Origin of the sequence: Kitasatospora purpeofusca, from assembly GCF_000718025.1 — a bacterium.
Classification (GTDB): Bacteria; Actinomycetota; Actinomycetes; order Streptomycetales; family Streptomycetaceae; genus Kitasatospora; species Kitasatospora purpeofusca.
The window spans coordinates 115552-130208 of record NZ_JODS01000001.1 but is presented as its reverse complement, the minus strand read 5'-3'; the positions used below and the strand labels follow the sequence as shown (position 1 = coordinate 130208).

Sequence of the window (14657 nt, the reverse complement as noted above, 5' to 3'; positions counted from 1 at the left end):
CGCCGCGTTCGTGAGCTCAACCCGGTCGGTCGATTCGTGCGGCGCGTGCCGGGTGCGGCGGCGCACACCGAGGGAGTTTCCGCGTTTCAGGCTGCTCGACCGGTAGTGCCGGGGCGAGCAGGATCGATGAATGCGAAAGGACGTCCGGACCGCGACCACGGGCCGCGGTCCGGAGGGCCGACTCGCGGTCGGTCGGTCACCACGCCGCCTCGCGGTAGTCCTTGAGGAAGACCCCCGAGACCGGGGAGCCCGCCTCGCCGCGGACGACGGGGTCGTAGACGCGGGCGGCGCCGTCGACGATGTCGAGCGGGGTGCGGAAGCCGGTGGCGGCGATCCGGGCCTTTCGGGGGGCCGGGTTCTCGTCGGTGATCCAGCCGGTGTCGACGGCGCACATGTGCACGCCCTGGGTGGCGAGTTCGGCCGCGCTGGTGCGGGTGAGCATGTTGAGCGCGGCCTTGGCCATATTGGTGTGCGGGTGGCCGGCGGTTTTGTTGCGGACGGCGAACCGGCCCTCCACGGCCGTGACGTTGACGATGTAGCGGCGCGGGTGCGGGGAGGCGAGCAGCAGTGGCAGCAACCGGTCGCAGAGCAGGGCCGGGGCGAGCGCGTTGACGAGCTGGACCTCCAGGACCTCGGTGGGGTCGAGCGAACCGAGGCGTGCGGACCAGGAGTTGGTGTCCGCGAGGTCCGGCAGCAGGCCGGCCTCGTCGGCCCCGAGCGGGATCGGAAGCGTGATCGGGAGCGGCCCCGGGAGCGGTGACGGTGACGGAGCCAGGGCGGCCGTCGGCCGGAAGCCGGGCGCATGCGTGATGCTCGCGGCGTCGCCCGAGGGCAGGGCGGACCGCTCGCCGGCGGTCAGCAGCGCGTAGGACTCGGGCGGGCGGCGCAGGGTCTGCGCGGCGTTGTTGACCAGAATGTCCAACGGCCGCCCGTCGGCGCGCAGTTGCTCGGTGAGGCCGAGGACCTGGCGCGGGTCGCGCAGGTCGATGCCGATGACGGTGAGCCGGTCCCACCAGGCGGCGCTGCCCTCGGCGGCCCGGAAGCGGCGTACGGTGTCGTGCGGGAAGCGGCTGGTGACGAGCAGCTCGGCGCCGTCGCGCAGCATCATCAGGGCCAGCTGGAAGCCGATCTTCACTCGGCCGCCGGTGAGCAGCGCGCGGCGGCCCCGGAGGTCGGTGGAGAGTGCGCGGCGGGCGGTGTTGTCGGCCGCGCAGGGGCGGCAGAGCATGTGGTAGAACGCGTCCACCTCGCGGTAGCGCTGTTTGCAGACGTAGCAGCGGCGGCCGCCGCGGAGTTCGCCGAGCGGTGCGGGGTGGGCGGTTGCGGGGCGGCCCGTTGCGGGGCCGACGGGTACGGCGGCGAGCGGGGCGTCCTCGCGGCGGTCCGGGGCGCCGGTGGCGGTGGCGGCGAGCAGACGGGCGTCGGCGGCCAGGATCTCGGCGCGCTCCTCCTGACGGCGCTGCTTGCGGCTCTCGCGGTGGAAGGAGCTGAGTTGTCGCTCGGCGTGCAGCCGGGTGAGGTCGCCGGTGGGCAGTGCGCGCAGGCGGCCGAGGGTGCGGCTGAACGCGGCCAGTTCCTCGGCGGTGATCTCCCCGGTCGTGGTGCCCGTGTCGTCCCGGACTGTCATGTCCGCCCCCTCGCGTGCCTGTTCACCTGCGTCGGAGCCGCTGGTGGGCGGCCCCGGTGATGGGGGGACTGTAGTGGACCGTCCGCGAACGCGCGCTCGAATAACGCCGCACCGGCGGCCCGTGGGGGTGGGGCCGCCGGTGCGGGTGCGGATGGGGCTGTTCGGCCGGGGTGTTCGGCCGGAGTCGCCCGGCCGGGGTTGCTCAGCCGGCGTACTGGGCGAAGATCTTGGCGAACTCGTAGGGCTGCTGCGGGATGTTGGTGCACTTGAAGAGGCCGCCGGTGCAGGCGTTGGCGTCCCGGGTGGCGTCCCAGAAGGCCAGCTCGCCGAGGTGGTGCTGACGGGCGAAGGCGACCAGCTGCTGGGCGTCGGCCTGGTTGTAGACCTGGTGGTCGTCGTTCTCGCCGATCATCGGGGTGACGCCGACCGCCGACCACAGCTGGGCGTCGCTCTTGGCCGGGTACAGGGCCTTGAGCTGGCCGTACAGGGACTGCGCGGCCTGGACGGCGGCGTCGCCGTAGTCCGCGCCGGAGCGGTAGTAGTCCATCGCCATGATGTTGACGAGGTCGACGTCCACGCCCGCGTCGCGGGCCGAGCGGACGATGGCGACGCCCTCGGTGGTGAGGCCCTCCGGGAGGACCGGCAGGGTGAAGGAGACCTTCAGCCCCGGGTTGGCCTTCTGCAGCTTGGCGAGGGCGGCGGAGCGGCGGTCGTTGGCGGCGGTGTCGGCGATCGCGGCGCCCTCGATGTCGAAGTCCACGTAGCGCAGGTTGTAGGCCTTCACGACGGCGTCGTACTCGGCGAACAGCGAGTCCACGGTGGTGCAGGCCGCGGCGAGTTCGGTGCCGCTCGCGCCGCCGAAGGAGAGCTTGACGTCGCCGCCGGCCGCGCGCAGCGCGTCGATCTGGTCCTTGGCCCAGCCGGTGCGCGGGTCGTAGGCGTTGAACCAGCTGGCCTTGCAGCCGACGCCGGTGACGAAGCCCATGGTGAAGGCCTTGAGGTTGCCGGACTTGGCCATCGCGGGCAGCGAGGGGGTCGGCCAGGCGCCCATGTCGATGTACGGGGCCACCGGGAGCGCCACGTTGGGCGCGGGGGTGGTGGGCGGCGCGGTCGTGGGCGGGGTGGTGGTCGGGGGCGTCGTGGTCGGCGGGGCGGTGGTGGGCGGCGGGGTGGTCGGGTTGCCGCCGGGGCCGGACAGCGCGACGTCGTCGGCGAGGTAGCCGCCCTGGCCGTACCAGCCGTGCAGGTAGACGTTGACGCTGGTGGTGGCCGCGCCGGTGGTGAAAGTGGCGGTCAGCTGCTGCCAGCTGCTGCCGCCGGGCGTCCAGACGGCCGGGTCGGTGACCCCGCTGCCGGTCGCGCCGAGGTACACGTACTGGCCCTTGACCCAGGCACTCAGCGTGTAGGTGGTGTTGGGCTTCACGGCGACGCTCTGGCCGCACTGCGCGGTGTCGGAGCTGCCGACGGCGCCGCTCAGCGCGTAGGAGCCGCCGTGCGCGCCGGAGTTGACCACGCTGCCGGTGGTGCCGGAACAGCTCCAGGGGCCGAGCGAGCCGCTCTCGAACCCGGGGTTGGCGAGCAGGTTGCCGTCGGCGGCGCCGGCGTTCCCGGCGATCGTGGCCAGGCCGCCGCCCGCGAGGACGACGGCGGCGGTGAGGCCGAGCAGCTTGGAGCGGACCGCCGGGCGGCGGTGCCGGGCAGGGGTGTCGTGGGGCGCGCGTGGCATGGGGGTGCCTCTCGGGAACGAGGCCTGCCACCGGCCTCGCGCGGTGGGGAGGAGGCGCGGGGGCGGGTGACGGCGGAAGGTGGTCCGGGTGGGGGAGGTGCGCGGTGCTGAGGACCAAGCTGGACTAGACCACCTGGGCACGTCAAGAACCTTCGGGGCATCAAAGCAGGCTCCCGGCACGCCTTACGCGGACGTTAAGGTTCCGGCGGGAGGATGCCGGTGGGCGTACGGTCGCCGGCCGGGCGGTGCTCGCGCCGTCGGCCGGAAGAAGGGGGAGGGCATGGTGCTGCTGACACTGACCGGCGGTGCGGGAGCGGGCAAGACGACACTGGCCGCGGCGCTCGTGGCGGCCGCGGCGGAGGAGCCGGTCCGGGTCCTGCACGGCGACGACTACTGGTACGCCGAACCGGGGCGGGGCGTGTGGGCGCCCGACGAGACCGGGACGCCCCGGCTGGACGTCGGCGATCCGTGCTCGATCGACGGCGAGCGGCTGGACGCCGACCTCGCTGCGGCGCTCGACGCCGTCCCGGTGGTGATCGTCGAGGGCCTCTTCGCCCGCCGGGTGTCCTCGCCGCGCGCCCGCCCCCGACTGGACGTGTTCGTTGACGTGGCGGCGGACCTCCGGCTGGCCCGCAAGATCGAACGCAAGTGCGTCGCGGGCGGCTTCCCGCTCGCGGTGCTGCTGCGGAACTACGTCGAGCACCGGCGGGACGCGCACGAGCGCCACATCGAGCCGCTGCGGGCCGACTGCGGCCTGACCGTCGACGGCACCCTGGCGCCGGAGGAACTGGCGCGGCGGATCTGGACGGCCGCCGGTGCCGCGGCGCTCGCGCGGCGGGGCTGATGCGTGGATCGGCGGCGGGGCACCGGCCCGGCGCGGCGGTGTCGCTTGACCTCGAGTGCACTCCAAGGGGCAGGCTGGTGCCCGTTGATCCGGTCGCACGTCGGCGCCACGGGGGCCGACACCAGTGAGGAGTACGTCATGCGCAACGCCACGCTCGGCAGCGAGGGTCCCGAGGTCGGGGTCGTCGGCCTCGGCTGCATGGGGATGACCTGGGCCTACGACGTCCACAACCGGGACGACGAGACCTCGGTGCGGGTGATCCGGCAGGCGCTCGACCTCGGGGTCACGCTGATCGACACCTCCGACATCTACGGCCCGTACAGCAACGAGGAGGTGGTCGGCGCCGCGCTGGCCGGTCCGTACCGGGAGCGGGCGGTGCTCGCCACCAAGGTGGGCCTGGTGCCGGGCACGGGTGAGGAGCGGGTGCTGCGCAACGGCCGGCCCGAGCACATCCGGCGGGCGATCGACGACAGCCTGCACCGGCTCGGTACCGACCACGTCGACCTGTACCAGTTGCACCGGGTCGACCCGGAGGTGCCGATCGAGGAGTCCTGGGGCGCGCTCGCCGAGGCGGTGGCGGCCGGCAAGGCGCGCCGGATCGGGCTGTCCGAGGTGGGCGTCGAGGAGATCGAGCGGGCGCGGGCCGTCCACCCGGTGGCCTCGGTGCAGAACGAACTGTCGCTGTGGACCAGGGACTCGCTGGCCGAGGTGCTGCCCTACACCGAGGAGCACGGGATCGCGTTCCTGCCGTTCTCGCCGCTCGGCCGGGGCTTCCTGACCGGCGGCATCGCCTCCTTCGACGAGCTGCCGGCCGACGACTTCCGCCGTGGGCTGCCGCGCTTCCAGCAGGACGCGCTGAAGGCGAACCTGGCGCTGGTGGAGCGGGTGCGGGCGGTCGCGGCGCGGGTCGGCGCGACGCCCGCGCAGGTGGCGCTCGCCTGGGTGGTCGCGCAGGGGCGGTACGTGCTGCCGATCCCGGGCACCAAGACGCCCAAGTACCTGGCGGAGAACGCGGCGGCGGCCGAGCTGGTGCTGTCGCCGGCGGACCTCGCCGAGCTGGACGCGCTGCCGGCGCCCTCGGGCGACCGGTACTGAGCGGGGCGCTGCCGGACGGAGCGCCACGGGGCGGAACGCTACCGGGCGGGGCGGCGCTCCTGCACCCAGATCTGCTTGCGCCCGGTCTCGCCCGGTGCCCGCACCTGTGCGTCGATCTCGCGGTCGAGGCGGAAGCCGAGCCGTCGGGCCACCGCGGCGCTGGCGGCGTTCGCCGGGTCGCAGTGGATCTCGACCCGGTGGATGCCGGGCAGGGCGAACGCCGCCTCGGTGAGGGCCCGGGCGGCGGTGGTGGCGATGCCCCGGCCGACGTGGTCGGTGCCGACCCAGTAGCCGATCTCCAGCGCGCCCGGCCCGATCCGGCGGTGCAGGCCGAACGAGCCGATCACCCGGCCGGGTTCGGCGTCCAGGCCGACCAGGTAGATGAAGTCGGTGCCGGCGTCCCAGGCGGCGGCACCGGCCTCGGTCAGCTCGGCGGTGCGGGCGACGGTGGGGGCCTCGGCGGCCCACTCCAGCCAGGGGCGCAGATGGTCCAGATTGGCCCGGACGGCGGCGTTGAGGGCGAGGCTCTGGGCGGCGGAACGGCGGCGCAGGGTGATCCCCTCGGCCGGCCGCAGCAGTTCGGGCGGCCGGCCGAGGGTGGGTGTACTGAGGGTGGGCCCGTCGGGCACGGGCGCGTCGGGCGTACCGGGCGCGGGCGCGCCGGGCGAAGGCGAGGCGGACGGAGGCGAGGAGGACGGAGGCGCGGACGACGAGAGGGAACCGGACGCGCCCCCGCACGGCGATGGCATGACGTGATTCATGACAGCGATTATGTCGACGTCCTGTATCCGTCACCACCGCCCGTCGCCGCTTACCGGGCCGTCCGGGGGCGCGTCAGAGCTGGATCAGCACCTCGTCGAGCTCCTTGCGCCGCAGGTCCGGTACGCGCGCCCCCTCCGCGGGGTACCCCACCGGGATGACGTACGCGGCCCGTTCCTCCTGCGGCCGTTCGCACACCTCGTTGAGGAACTTCATCGGGCTCGGCGTGTGGGTGAGCGTGGCCAGCCCCGCCTGGTGCAGCGTGGCGAGCAGCAGGCCGACCGCGATGCCCACCGACTCCTTGGTGTAGTACGGGCGCGGCGAGTGCGGGCCCTTGTGCACCTCGAAGACCACGATCACGGCCGGGGCGTCCTCCAGGAAGGGCTTCTCCCAGTCGGTGCCGATCGGCGCCAGTGCGGCCAGCCACTCCTCGGAGGCCCGGTGCGCGTAGAACTCGCGCTCCTCGGCCTCGGCGGCCTCCCGCAGTCGGCGCTTGCGCTCCGGATCGGTGATCACCACGAACCGCCAGGGCTGGACGTGCGCGCCGCTCGGCGCGGTGTTGGCGGTGCGGATCGCCCACTCCACCACACCGTCCGGGATCGGCCGGGTCGAGTAGTCGCGGACGGTCCGGCGCTGCGCCATCACGTCGTGGAAGGACCTGCTGCGTGCCTCCGCCTCGTGGGCGGGCACGGTCATGGGGGTGAGCGGGACACTCGGGTAGGGCGTCCCCGCCACCGCGCTGTCGAGCGCTGTGCTGTCAACCATGGGCGACAGCACAGCACATGACGGCGGGCCGGGGAAGAGGTCTGGACCTCCTCCCCGGCCCGCAGTGCTCACGGATTCCGGGCTACAGCTCGGCGACCCGCCCGCCGCCGACCTCGATCCGCCGGTTCACCGCCACCGTGTCCAGCATCCGCCGGTCGTGCGTGACCAGCAGCAGCGTGCCGGTGTACGAGGCGAGCGCCGACTCCAACTGCTCGATGGCCGCCAGGTCCAGGTGGTTGGTGGGCTCGTCCAGCACCAGCAGGTTCACCCCGCGCGCCTGGAGCAGCGCGAGCGCCGCCCTGGTCCGCTCGCCGGGGGAGAGGGTGTCCGCGGGGCGCAGCACGTGCACCGCCTTCAGCCCGAACTTCGCCAGCAGGGTGCGGACCTCGTCCGGCGCGAGCTCCGGGACGGCGGCGGCGAACGCCTCCAGCAGCGGCTCCCCGCCGAGGAACAGCCCGCGCGCCTGGTCCACCTCGCCGACGACCACGCCGGAGCCCAGCGCCGCGCTGCCGGAGTCGAGTTCGAGCCGGCCCAGCAGGGCGGCCAGCAGCGTGGACTTGCCCGCGCCGTTGGCACCGGTGATGGCGACCCGGTCCGCCCAGTCGATCTGCAGGTCCACCGGGCCGAGCACGAAGTCGCCGCGCCGGGCGGTGGCCCCGCGCAGGGTGGCGACCACCGAGCCGGAGCGCGGCGCGGCGGCGATCTCCATCCGCAGCTCCCACTCCTTGCGGGGCTCCTCGACCGTGTCCAGCCGCTCGATCATCCGCTGGGTCTGCCGGGCCTTGGCGGCCTGCTTCTCGGTGGACTCGGTGCGCATCGCGCGCCCGATCTTGTCGTTGTCGCTGGACTTGCGGCGGGCGTTGCGGACGCCGTTCTCCATCCAGCCGCGCTGCATCCGGGCCCGGGCCTCCAGGCCCGCCTTGGTGTCGGCGTACTCCTCGTAGTCCTCGCGGGCGTGCCGGCGGGCCGTGGCGCGCTCCTCGAGGTACGCCTCGTAGCCGCCGCCGAACAGGTTGACCTGGTTCTGGTGCAGGTCGAGCTCCAGCACCTTGGTCACCGTGCGGGCCAGGAACTCGCGGTCGTGGCTGATCACCACGGTGCCGGCGCGCAGGCCCTTGACGAAGGACTCCAGCCGCTCCAGGCCGTCCAGGTCGAGGTCGTTGGTGGGCTCGTCGAGCAGGAAGACGTCGTAGCGGGAGAGCAGCAGCGAGGCGAGGCCGGCCCGGGCGGCCTGGCCGCCCGAGAGCGCGGTCATCGGCAGGTCCAGGGAGATCCTGAGGCCGAGCGAGTCGGCGACCTCCTCGGCCCGGTCCTCCAGGTCGGCGCCGCCGAGCTCCAGCCAGCGGTCCAGGCTCTCCGCGTAGGCGTCGTCGGCACCGGGCGTGCCGTCGACCAGGCCCTGGGTGGCCTCGTCCAGCGCGGCCTGCGCGGCGGACACGCCGGTGCGGCGGGCCAGGAAGTCGCGGACCGACTCGTCGGCGCGGCGCTCCGGCTCCTGCGGGAGGTGGCCGACGTTGGCGGAGGCGGGGCTGAGCCGCCGCGAACCGCCCTCCGGGGTGTCCAGGCCGGCCAGCAGGCGCAGCAGGGTCGACTTGCCGGCCCCGTTCACGCCGACCAGGCCGATCACGTCGCCGGGGGCGACGACCAGGTCCAGGCCGGAGAAGAGGGTGCGCTCGCCGTGGCCGGCGGCGAGGTCCTTGACGACGAGTGTGGCGCTCATGATGTCGTCGATTCTAGGCGGGTCGGGGAGCGCACCGGGCGGGTGCCGCCGGAGGTGCCGTCGCCAGTGCCGTCGTCAGTGCCGCCGGAAACGCCGCCGGGGGCGGTGGCACGCGCGGTGCCACCGCCCCCGGTGGGAGTTCAGCGGGTGACCGGGGTCACTTGCTCTTCTTGGAGAAGTACTCCAGCGCGTGCTGGGCGACGTCGTCCAGGTACGGGCCGGCCTCCCAGGTGTTGTCGGAGCCGCCGATGGAGGTGTCCGACACCAGCACCTGCTTGCCGTCCTTGGTGGTGAACCAGCCGCCGCCGCTGTCGCCGCCGCTGCCGTTGCAGCCGGTCATCAGCATGGTCGGGCGGGACGGGTCCATCGAGCGGCGGGCCGGCTTGCCGGCCTCGCAGTGCTCCAGCTCCATGCCGTCGAACGGCTTGGCGGCCGGGTAGCCGTAGGTGCTGACCGAGGCGATCTGCTCACGCGGGGCGTTGAACCAGACCGGCACCGAGCCGCCGACGACCTCCTCCAGGGACTTGGCGCTGCCGTCCGGGTTGGCGACCCTGAGGATGCCGAAGTCGTACTGGCTCCACGGGCCGCCGTTCTCCGGGTCGGCCTCGGCCGTCCACTGCGGGGCGACCATGCCCGCGACGGCGCCCCACTCGCCGTACGGCTCGGCGTCGGCGAGGGTGCCCTGCTTGCCGGCGCTCACCGCGCCGCTGCTGTTGAAGGCCGGGGCGAAGGTGATGTTGGTGTGGTACTTGCCGCCCTTGCCGCCGTGCAGGCAGTGGCTGGCGGTCCAGACGAGGTTGCTCTTCCCCGGGTTGGCGGGGTCGGAGACGACCGTGCCGGAGCAGACGTAGTCCTGCTTGCCGTCCTGGAAGAACAGCTTGCCGTTGACGTGGGCCGGCTTGGCGAACGGGTGCGGGAGGGGCTTCATCTCGACCAGCTTCGGCTGCGGGTCGTTCTGGCTGCCGCCGCCGTTGCCACCGGTGCCGCCACCGGTACCGCCGCTGCCGCCCGGCTGGGTGGGGGCGGTGGTGGTGGGCTGCGCCGCGGTCGGCTGCGCCGGCGGCGGGGTGGTCGGCTGCGCCGGCGCGGCACTCGTCGGCTGCGCGGTGGCCGGCGCGGTCGGCTGGCTGCCCGGGCCCGGCTTGTAGGGCTTGGCCTTGAGGATCTTCTGCAGGTCCCAGAAGCCCTTCACGGCCGGGGAGACGACGTTCTGCTGGGCCCACTTGTCCCAGTCGTCGAAGCTCCACTTCTTCAGCTCGTCGGCCGTCGGCAGCTTGATCGGCGGCAGGCCGCCCGGCTTGTCGGTCGCGCCGGCGGTGGTCGCGGCGGTCGTCCCGCCCGGAGCCCCGGCGGTCGGCGCGGCGGCCGGGTCGCTGTTGTCCGGGCCGCACGCGGTCGCGACGACCATCGTCAGAGCGACGACGGAGGCGCCCAGCGCGGCACGCGTCGCCCGGGATATCGATGACATGATGTTCGGTTCCCCCTGTGAATGCACGCCACGGATGTGAGTGCCCGCCACGGACCGTGCGGCGGACGGGCCGCGGGTGTGGCGGGAGTGGCAGGGGAGGAGTCTGCCATGTGCGGCGGACGGCTTCCGGCAGTCGGCCGTTCCGGGACGGGGCTGTCACCGGATCGGCACGCGATCGGCACCGAAAAAACCGGTTGCACACCACCCCGGCGCCTTCGTAGCGTGATCCTCGCCACCCGCCAGAACAGGAGAAGGCCGTTGCTCTACTGAGGTCCCGAGACACCGCCCCCGCCGCGCCGCAGCGCCTTCGCTGCCCTGCCGCAGCCCCAGTGCTGCCCGCGCGGTCCGTGAGTGTGCGAGTGCCCGACCTCAGTGGTGAGCCGGCCCGGCGTCCCCCGTCGCTCTGACGACCCGAGCCCCGTTCCGGCCCCCTTCCCGGTCCCGCCCGCACCCGCGGTGTCTCCCCGTGCCGTCCCACGACCACGTCCGGTGACCGGCCGCGTCCGGCAGACCCTCGGGAGGCCTCCATGGCACAACCCACCACCTCGCTCCTCTGCACCGACCTCTCCTTCGACTGGCCGGACGGCAGGCCCGTCCTCGACGGCTTCCACCTCGCCGTCGGCCCCGGCCGCACCGGGCTGATCGGGCTCAACGGCGCGGGCAAGTCCACCCTGCTCCGCCTGCTCGCGGGCGAACTCACGCCCACCTCAGGCACCGTGAGGGTGGGCGGCGAGATCGGCTACCTCCCGCAGGGGCTGACCCTGGACACCGGCCTGCGGGTCGACGAGGCGCTCGGCGTCCGGGCCGCGCGCGAGGCCCTGCACGCCGTCGAGGCCGGATCCACCGACCAGCGCCACTTCGACGCGATCGGCGACGACTGGGACGTCGAGGAGCGCGCCCGCGCCCTTCTCGAGCGGCTCGGCCTGCGCAGGCTCGGCCTCGACCGCACCACCGGCGAACTCTCCGGCGGCGAGGCCGTCCTGCTGCGGCTGGCCGCCCTGCTGCTGCGCCGCCCCGACGTCCTGCTGCTCGACGAGCCGACCAACAACCTCGACCGGGCCGCCCGCGAGCGGCTCTACGACACGGTGGCCGGCTGGGGCGGGGTGATGGTGATCGTCAGCCACGACCGCGAGCTGCTCCAGCACGTCGACCAGATCGCCGAGCTGAGGGACGGCCAGGTCACCTGGTACGGGGGCAACTTCACCGACTACGAGCGCACCGTCGCCGCCCAGCAGGAGACCGCCGAGCGGCTGCTGCGCCACGCCGAGGCCGATGTCCAGCGCCAGAAGCGGGACTTGGTCGACGCCAGGACGCGGCTGGATCGCAGCGCCAGCTACGGGAAGAAGCGCTCGGTCACCCGCAACGATCCGCACATCGTCGCCGGCAAGCTCAAACGCCAGGGCCAGGAGACCGCCGGCCGCCTCCAGGGCATGCACACCGAGCGGCTGGAGGAGGCCAGGCGCAAGCTCACCGCGGCCGAGGAGGCCGTGCGGGACGACGCCGAGATCCGGATCGACCTGCCCCGCACCGCGGTTCCGGCCGGGCGCACCGTGCTCACCCTGGAGCGGGTGCGGCTGCCGCACGGCATCACCGCGGAGCTCGACCTGCGCGGGCCCGAGCGGATCGCCCTGGTCGGACGCAACGGCGCGGGCAAGACCACCCTGCTGCGCACCGTCGCCGGTGAGCTCGCCCCGCTCTCCGGCACGATCACCGCCCCGGTGTCGCTGCGGCACCTGCCGCAGCGGCTGGACCTGCTGGACGACAAGCTGACCGTCGTGGGCAACGTCAAGCTGTTCGCACCGAACGCGGGGGACAACGCGATCCGGGCCCGGCTGGCCCGGTTCCTGTTCCGCGGCGGGCGGGCGGACCAGCCGGCCGGCACGCTCTCCGGCGGCGAGCGGTTCCGGGCCACCCTGGCGGCGCTGCTGCTGGCCGACCCGCCGCCGCAGCTGCTGCTGCTCGACGAGCCGACCAACAACCTCGACCTGGCCAGCGTGCGCCAGCTCACCCAGGCACTCGCCGCCTACCAGGGGGCGCTGATCGTCGCCAGCCACGACCTGCCGTTCCTGCGCGGCCTCGGCATCACCCGGTGGCTGGAGCTGGACGGCGAGTTGAGGACGGTGGATCCGATGTGACGGTCAGCGGGGGCCGGCCGCGGCGGCTGCGGCGGCGTCCGCGGTGCCGGGGGCCGCGGTGCCTCCGGCGGAGAGGAGCCTGCGGGCCTCGGTCAGGGCGGAGTCGCGGCCCTGGCCCAGCTCCTCCGGGGTGAACACCGGGGTGCGGACGTTCGGCGGGATGCCCGGTCCGTCGAAGGTGCTGCCGGAGCGGGTGAGGAACTTCTCGTTCGGCAGGACGGCCACGAGGTCGGCCGAGACCGGCTTGAACATGATGTCGGAGAACACGCCCTGGGTGTTCTCGCCGATCCGGACGGGTGCCGGCCGCCGCTCCGCCATCGCCTGGGTGAAGGTCTCGCCCGCGCTGACGGTGGAGCCGGCGGTCAGCAGGGCGACCGGTCCGGTGTACCGGGTCGTGCCGACGGCGGGGCGGACCACGCTCGGCTGGGGGCGGGTGAACCCGGTCGGGTCGGCCGGGTCGTTGCGGGCCACCTTGCGGTAGGCCAGGAAGGGCCGGTCGGTGAGCCGGGAGGCGATCCGCAGTCCCAGCCGGTCCGACCCGCCGCCGTTCAGCCGCAGGTCGACCACCAGGCCGTTCAGCCGCTCGGGGTGCGCCAGCAGGAGGTCCAGCGCCTTGTCCAGCTCGGCGGCGTGGTCCTGGTAGGGGCCGTCCTCGACATAGCCGTCGAAGGCGCTGACCCTCAGGTAGCCGATGCCGCCCGGGAGTTCGCCGACCCCCAGTCGGCCCTGGCCGAAGGTCCGCTCGGGGGCGAGGAGCTGGGCGGCCACCGCCCGGGCCGCCTGCTCCCGCACTTCGTCGGTGGGCTCCGCGGTGCCCGGGCGCAGCCCGCCGAAGACGCCGGTGTACCCGCCGCCGGGGCGCTTGCGGCCCAGCGCGGTGTGCGCGTCGCCGAGCGGTTCCAGCAGGTCCACGATGATCTTCTGCAGGTCGTCGGTGCTGGTCTGCGGGGTGATGCCGGCCCGCGCCTGCGCACCCTTGGCGCGCCAGTCGATGCCCTTGGCGGCGAAGAAGGGGTAGTTCTCCTCGAAGGTCGCCCAGAACCGGTCGAAGGCCGAGAGCGCGTCCTGCGGGGCGGGCTGCCGGCACTGGGCCGGGAGGCCGCCGGGCAGCCGGGTGAGGTCCCTGGCGGAGGCGGCGCCGTCCTCCTGGTACACGGCCCGGTCGCGCCCCCGGGGCGTGAGCGAGGACGAGGCGTAGGCCTTGCCGGACTGGCCGTACCGGACGGTGCCGTCGCGTCCGGGCGCACCGACCTGGGCGCCGGAGAAGAAGCCCGGGGTGCAGCTGACCCGGGTCACGTCGTAGGTGGTGAAGGCCGTTCCGTGGACCTCGACGAGGATGCCGTACCCGTTCGTCTGCCAGACCCCCTCCAGCCGGTTGACGCCCGGCCGCCGCGCGTCGCCGTCCCCGTCCGGTGCGGCGCCGACGGCGCCCGCCGTGCCGATGGTGCCCGCCGTGACCGCGAGCGCGACCGCCGCGACCCCCGCCGCCCTGCTCGCCCTGGCCGCCCCGCTCGTCCTGGCCGCCCCGCTCGTCCTGGCCGCCCCCGCAGCCCTCGCGGCCCCCGCCGTCCTGGTTGCTCCGGCCGTCGGCCTCCGCCGTCCGATACCCATCTCGTCCCCTGCCGTTTCCGGTCCGGGCTTCCCCCCGCGGAACTCTCCGCCGCCCACGGCCGACGGTACGGGCCCGACCGGTTTCGGCACGTCAACCTGCGGATCTGTCCCCACCTGGACCCCGGAGGTAGGCTCCGGCCCACCCGGCTCCGACCTGCGGACCAGAGGCTCCCCCGAGTGCTGTCAGGGTTGTCGACTCAGTGTCCAACTCCTGTGAGCTCCAGTACCATCGGCGCCATGCCAGCACTCAACATCGAGTACACGGAGCACGAACTCGCCGCCATCCGCGAGGCCGCCGCCGCCGACGGAAAGAGTGTCAAGGCGTATGTCCACGACCTGAGTGTGCGGGAGCAGCAGCGCCGGGTGTTCGTCTCCCACGCGGTGGCGTTCTGGAACGAGCACCGCGAGGAGTTCGACCGGGCGTTCCCGGAGGACGCGCCCGCCGCCTGAGCGGAGCAGTCACGGGAGGGGGCCGATGATGCTGCCGCGCGTCGATCTGCGCTGGCTGCTCGACATCCAGGAGCTGGCCTCGCCCGAGGACCTCAGCGTGCGCGACTACTCGGCACTCCAGGCGGCCGTCGCACGGCACCGGGTGAACACCGCTCAGCTCGGCCACGACGCCGATCCGGCCTGGTGCGCCGCCACCCTGATGCACACCATCGTGCTGCTGCGCCCGCTGCCGCTGCGCAACAACCTCTACGCCTGCATGGCCACGGCCGCGTACATGCACGCGGCGGGCGAGGGCGTCGATCCGCCGTACGGGGCGCTGGTCGAGCTGGCCCGGGACATCGCGGAGGGGCGGGCGGACGTGTTCGCGGCGGCCGACCGGATCCGGTCCTGGCGGATCTGAGGCCGGACGGCTGCCCCGACGCCGGACGGCTCCTCCGACGCCGGACTGCTGTTCCGA

Annotated in this window: 12 protein-coding genes; 5 read left to right on the top strand and 7 right to left on the bottom strand. The window is 74.0% G+C overall.

Annotated elements, in window-relative coordinates:
• Positions 1-196 precede the first annotated feature (196 nt).
• Positions 197-1627 (bottom strand): SDR family NAD(P)-dependent oxidoreductase, encoded by a 1431-nt coding sequence (locus tag IF01_RS0100595; protein ID WP_030391185.1) that lies wholly within the window; start codon positions 1625-1627, stop codon positions 197-199.
• A 202-nt stretch (positions 1628-1829) separates the two neighbouring features.
• On the bottom strand, positions 1830-3353 hold the full coding sequence (locus IF01_RS44885; RefSeq protein ID WP_078879542.1) for a carbohydrate binding domain-containing protein: 1524 nt from the start codon (positions 3351-3353) through the stop codon (positions 1830-1832).
• A 280-nt stretch (positions 3354-3633) separates the two neighbouring features.
• On the opposite strand from IF01_RS44885, the gene IF01_RS0100585 reads away from it, so the two are divergent.
• Both IF01_RS0100585 and IF01_RS0100580 read left to right on the top strand, forming a co-directional pair.
• Positions 3634-4197: a hypothetical protein gene (locus IF01_RS0100585; RefSeq protein ID WP_244215393.1), complete on the top strand. Its 564-nt coding sequence runs from the start codon at positions 3634-3636 to the stop codon at positions 4195-4197.
• Between the two features lie 138 nt (positions 4198-4335).
• A complete protein-coding gene (locus IF01_RS0100580) occupies positions 4336-5292 on the top strand; it encodes an aldo/keto reductase (RefSeq protein ID WP_030391182.1) in 957 nt (318 codons plus the stop codon).
• Between the two features lie 38 nt (positions 5293-5330).
• On the opposite strand, the gene IF01_RS0100575 is transcribed toward IF01_RS0100580, so the two are convergent.
• The 4 genes from IF01_RS0100575 to IF01_RS48015 all read right to left on the bottom strand — a co-directional run bounded on the left by IF01_RS0100575 (position 5331) and on the right by IF01_RS48015 (position 10004).
• A complete protein-coding gene (locus IF01_RS0100575; protein ID WP_051754788.1) occupies positions 5331-5921 on the bottom strand; it encodes a GNAT family N-acetyltransferase in 591 nt (196 codons plus the stop codon).
• Between the two features lie 205 nt (positions 5922-6126).
• Entirely contained in the window at positions 6127-6816 is a 690-nt protein-coding gene (locus IF01_RS0100565; protein ID WP_051754847.1) for a nitroreductase family protein, read from the bottom strand.
• 82 nt (positions 6817-6898) lie between these two features.
• Positions 6899-8536, bottom strand: a complete 1638-nt coding sequence (locus tag IF01_RS0100560) for an ABC-F family ATP-binding cassette domain-containing protein (RefSeq protein ID WP_030391179.1) — start codon at positions 8534-8536, stop codon at positions 6899-6901.
• 157 nt (positions 8537-8693) lie between these two features.
• A complete protein-coding gene (locus IF01_RS48015; protein WP_157855129.1) occupies positions 8694-10004 on the bottom strand; it encodes a trypsin-like serine peptidase in 1311 nt (436 codons plus the stop codon).
• A gap of 527 nt (positions 10005-10531) precedes the next feature.
• Here IF01_RS48015 and IF01_RS0100550 point away from each other — a divergent pair.
• Complete coding sequence (locus IF01_RS0100550) at positions 10532-12139, top strand: ABC-F family ATP-binding cassette domain-containing protein (RefSeq protein WP_030391177.1); 1608 nt, start codon at positions 10532-10534, stop codon at positions 12137-12139.
• Between the two features lie 3 nt (positions 12140-12142).
• On the opposite strand, the gene IF01_RS0100545 is transcribed toward IF01_RS0100550, so the two are convergent.
• On the bottom strand, positions 12143-13750 hold the full coding sequence (locus tag IF01_RS0100545) for a S41 family peptidase (protein WP_051754786.1): 1608 nt from the start codon (positions 13748-13750) through the stop codon (positions 12143-12145).
• A 237-nt stretch (positions 13751-13987) separates the two neighbouring features.
• On the opposite strand from IF01_RS0100545, the gene IF01_RS0100540 reads away from it, so the two are divergent.
• Positions 13988-14200: a hypothetical protein gene (locus IF01_RS0100540; RefSeq protein WP_030391175.1), complete on the top strand. Its 213-nt coding sequence runs from the start codon at positions 13988-13990 to the stop codon at positions 14198-14200.
• 28 nt (positions 14201-14228) lie between these two features.
• The gene (locus IF01_RS0100535) at positions 14229-14600 is read left to right on the top strand and encodes a hypothetical protein (protein ID WP_030391174.1); all 372 of its coding nucleotides are present in this window, start codon (positions 14229-14231) and stop codon (positions 14598-14600) included.
• Positions 14601-14657 lie beyond the last annotated feature (57 nt).

Coding starts and splice junctions, on each gene's coding strand:
- IF01_RS44885 (WP_078879542.1), bottom strand. CDS start 3,353: ATGCCACGCGCGCCCCACGACACCCCTGCCCGGCACCGCCGCCCGGCG.
- IF01_RS0100550 (WP_030391177.1), top strand. CDS start 10,532: ATGGCACAACCCACCACCTCGCTCCTCTGCACCGACCTCTCCTTCGAC.
- IF01_RS0100545 (WP_051754786.1), bottom strand. CDS start 13,750: ATGGGTATCGGACGGCGGAGGCCGACGGCCGGAGCAACCAGGACGGCG.
- IF01_RS0100535 (WP_030391174.1), top strand. CDS start 14,229: ATGCTGCCGCGCGTCGATCTGCGCTGGCTGCTCGACATCCAGGAGCTG.
- IF01_RS0100580 (WP_030391182.1), top strand. CDS start 4,336: ATGCGCAACGCCACGCTCGGCAGCGAGGGTCCCGAGGTCGGGGTCGTC.
- IF01_RS0100565 (WP_051754847.1), bottom strand. CDS start 6,816: ATGGTTGACAGCACAGCGCTCGACAGCGCGGTGGCGGGGACGCCCTAC.
- IF01_RS0100540 (WP_030391175.1), top strand. CDS start 13,988: ATGCCAGCACTCAACATCGAGTACACGGAGCACGAACTCGCCGCCATC.
- IF01_RS48015 (WP_157855129.1), bottom strand. CDS start 10,004: ATGTCATCGATATCCCGGGCGACGCGTGCCGCGCTGGGCGCCTCCGTC.
- IF01_RS0100585 (WP_244215393.1), top strand. CDS start 3,634: ATGGTGCTGCTGACACTGACCGGCGGTGCGGGAGCGGGCAAGACGACA.
- IF01_RS0100560 (WP_030391179.1), bottom strand. CDS start 8,536: ATGAGCGCCACACTCGTCGTCAAGGACCTCGCCGCCGGCCACGGCGAG.
- IF01_RS0100595 (WP_030391185.1), bottom strand. CDS start 1,627: ATGACAGTCCGGGACGACACGGGCACCACGACCGGGGAGATCACCGCC.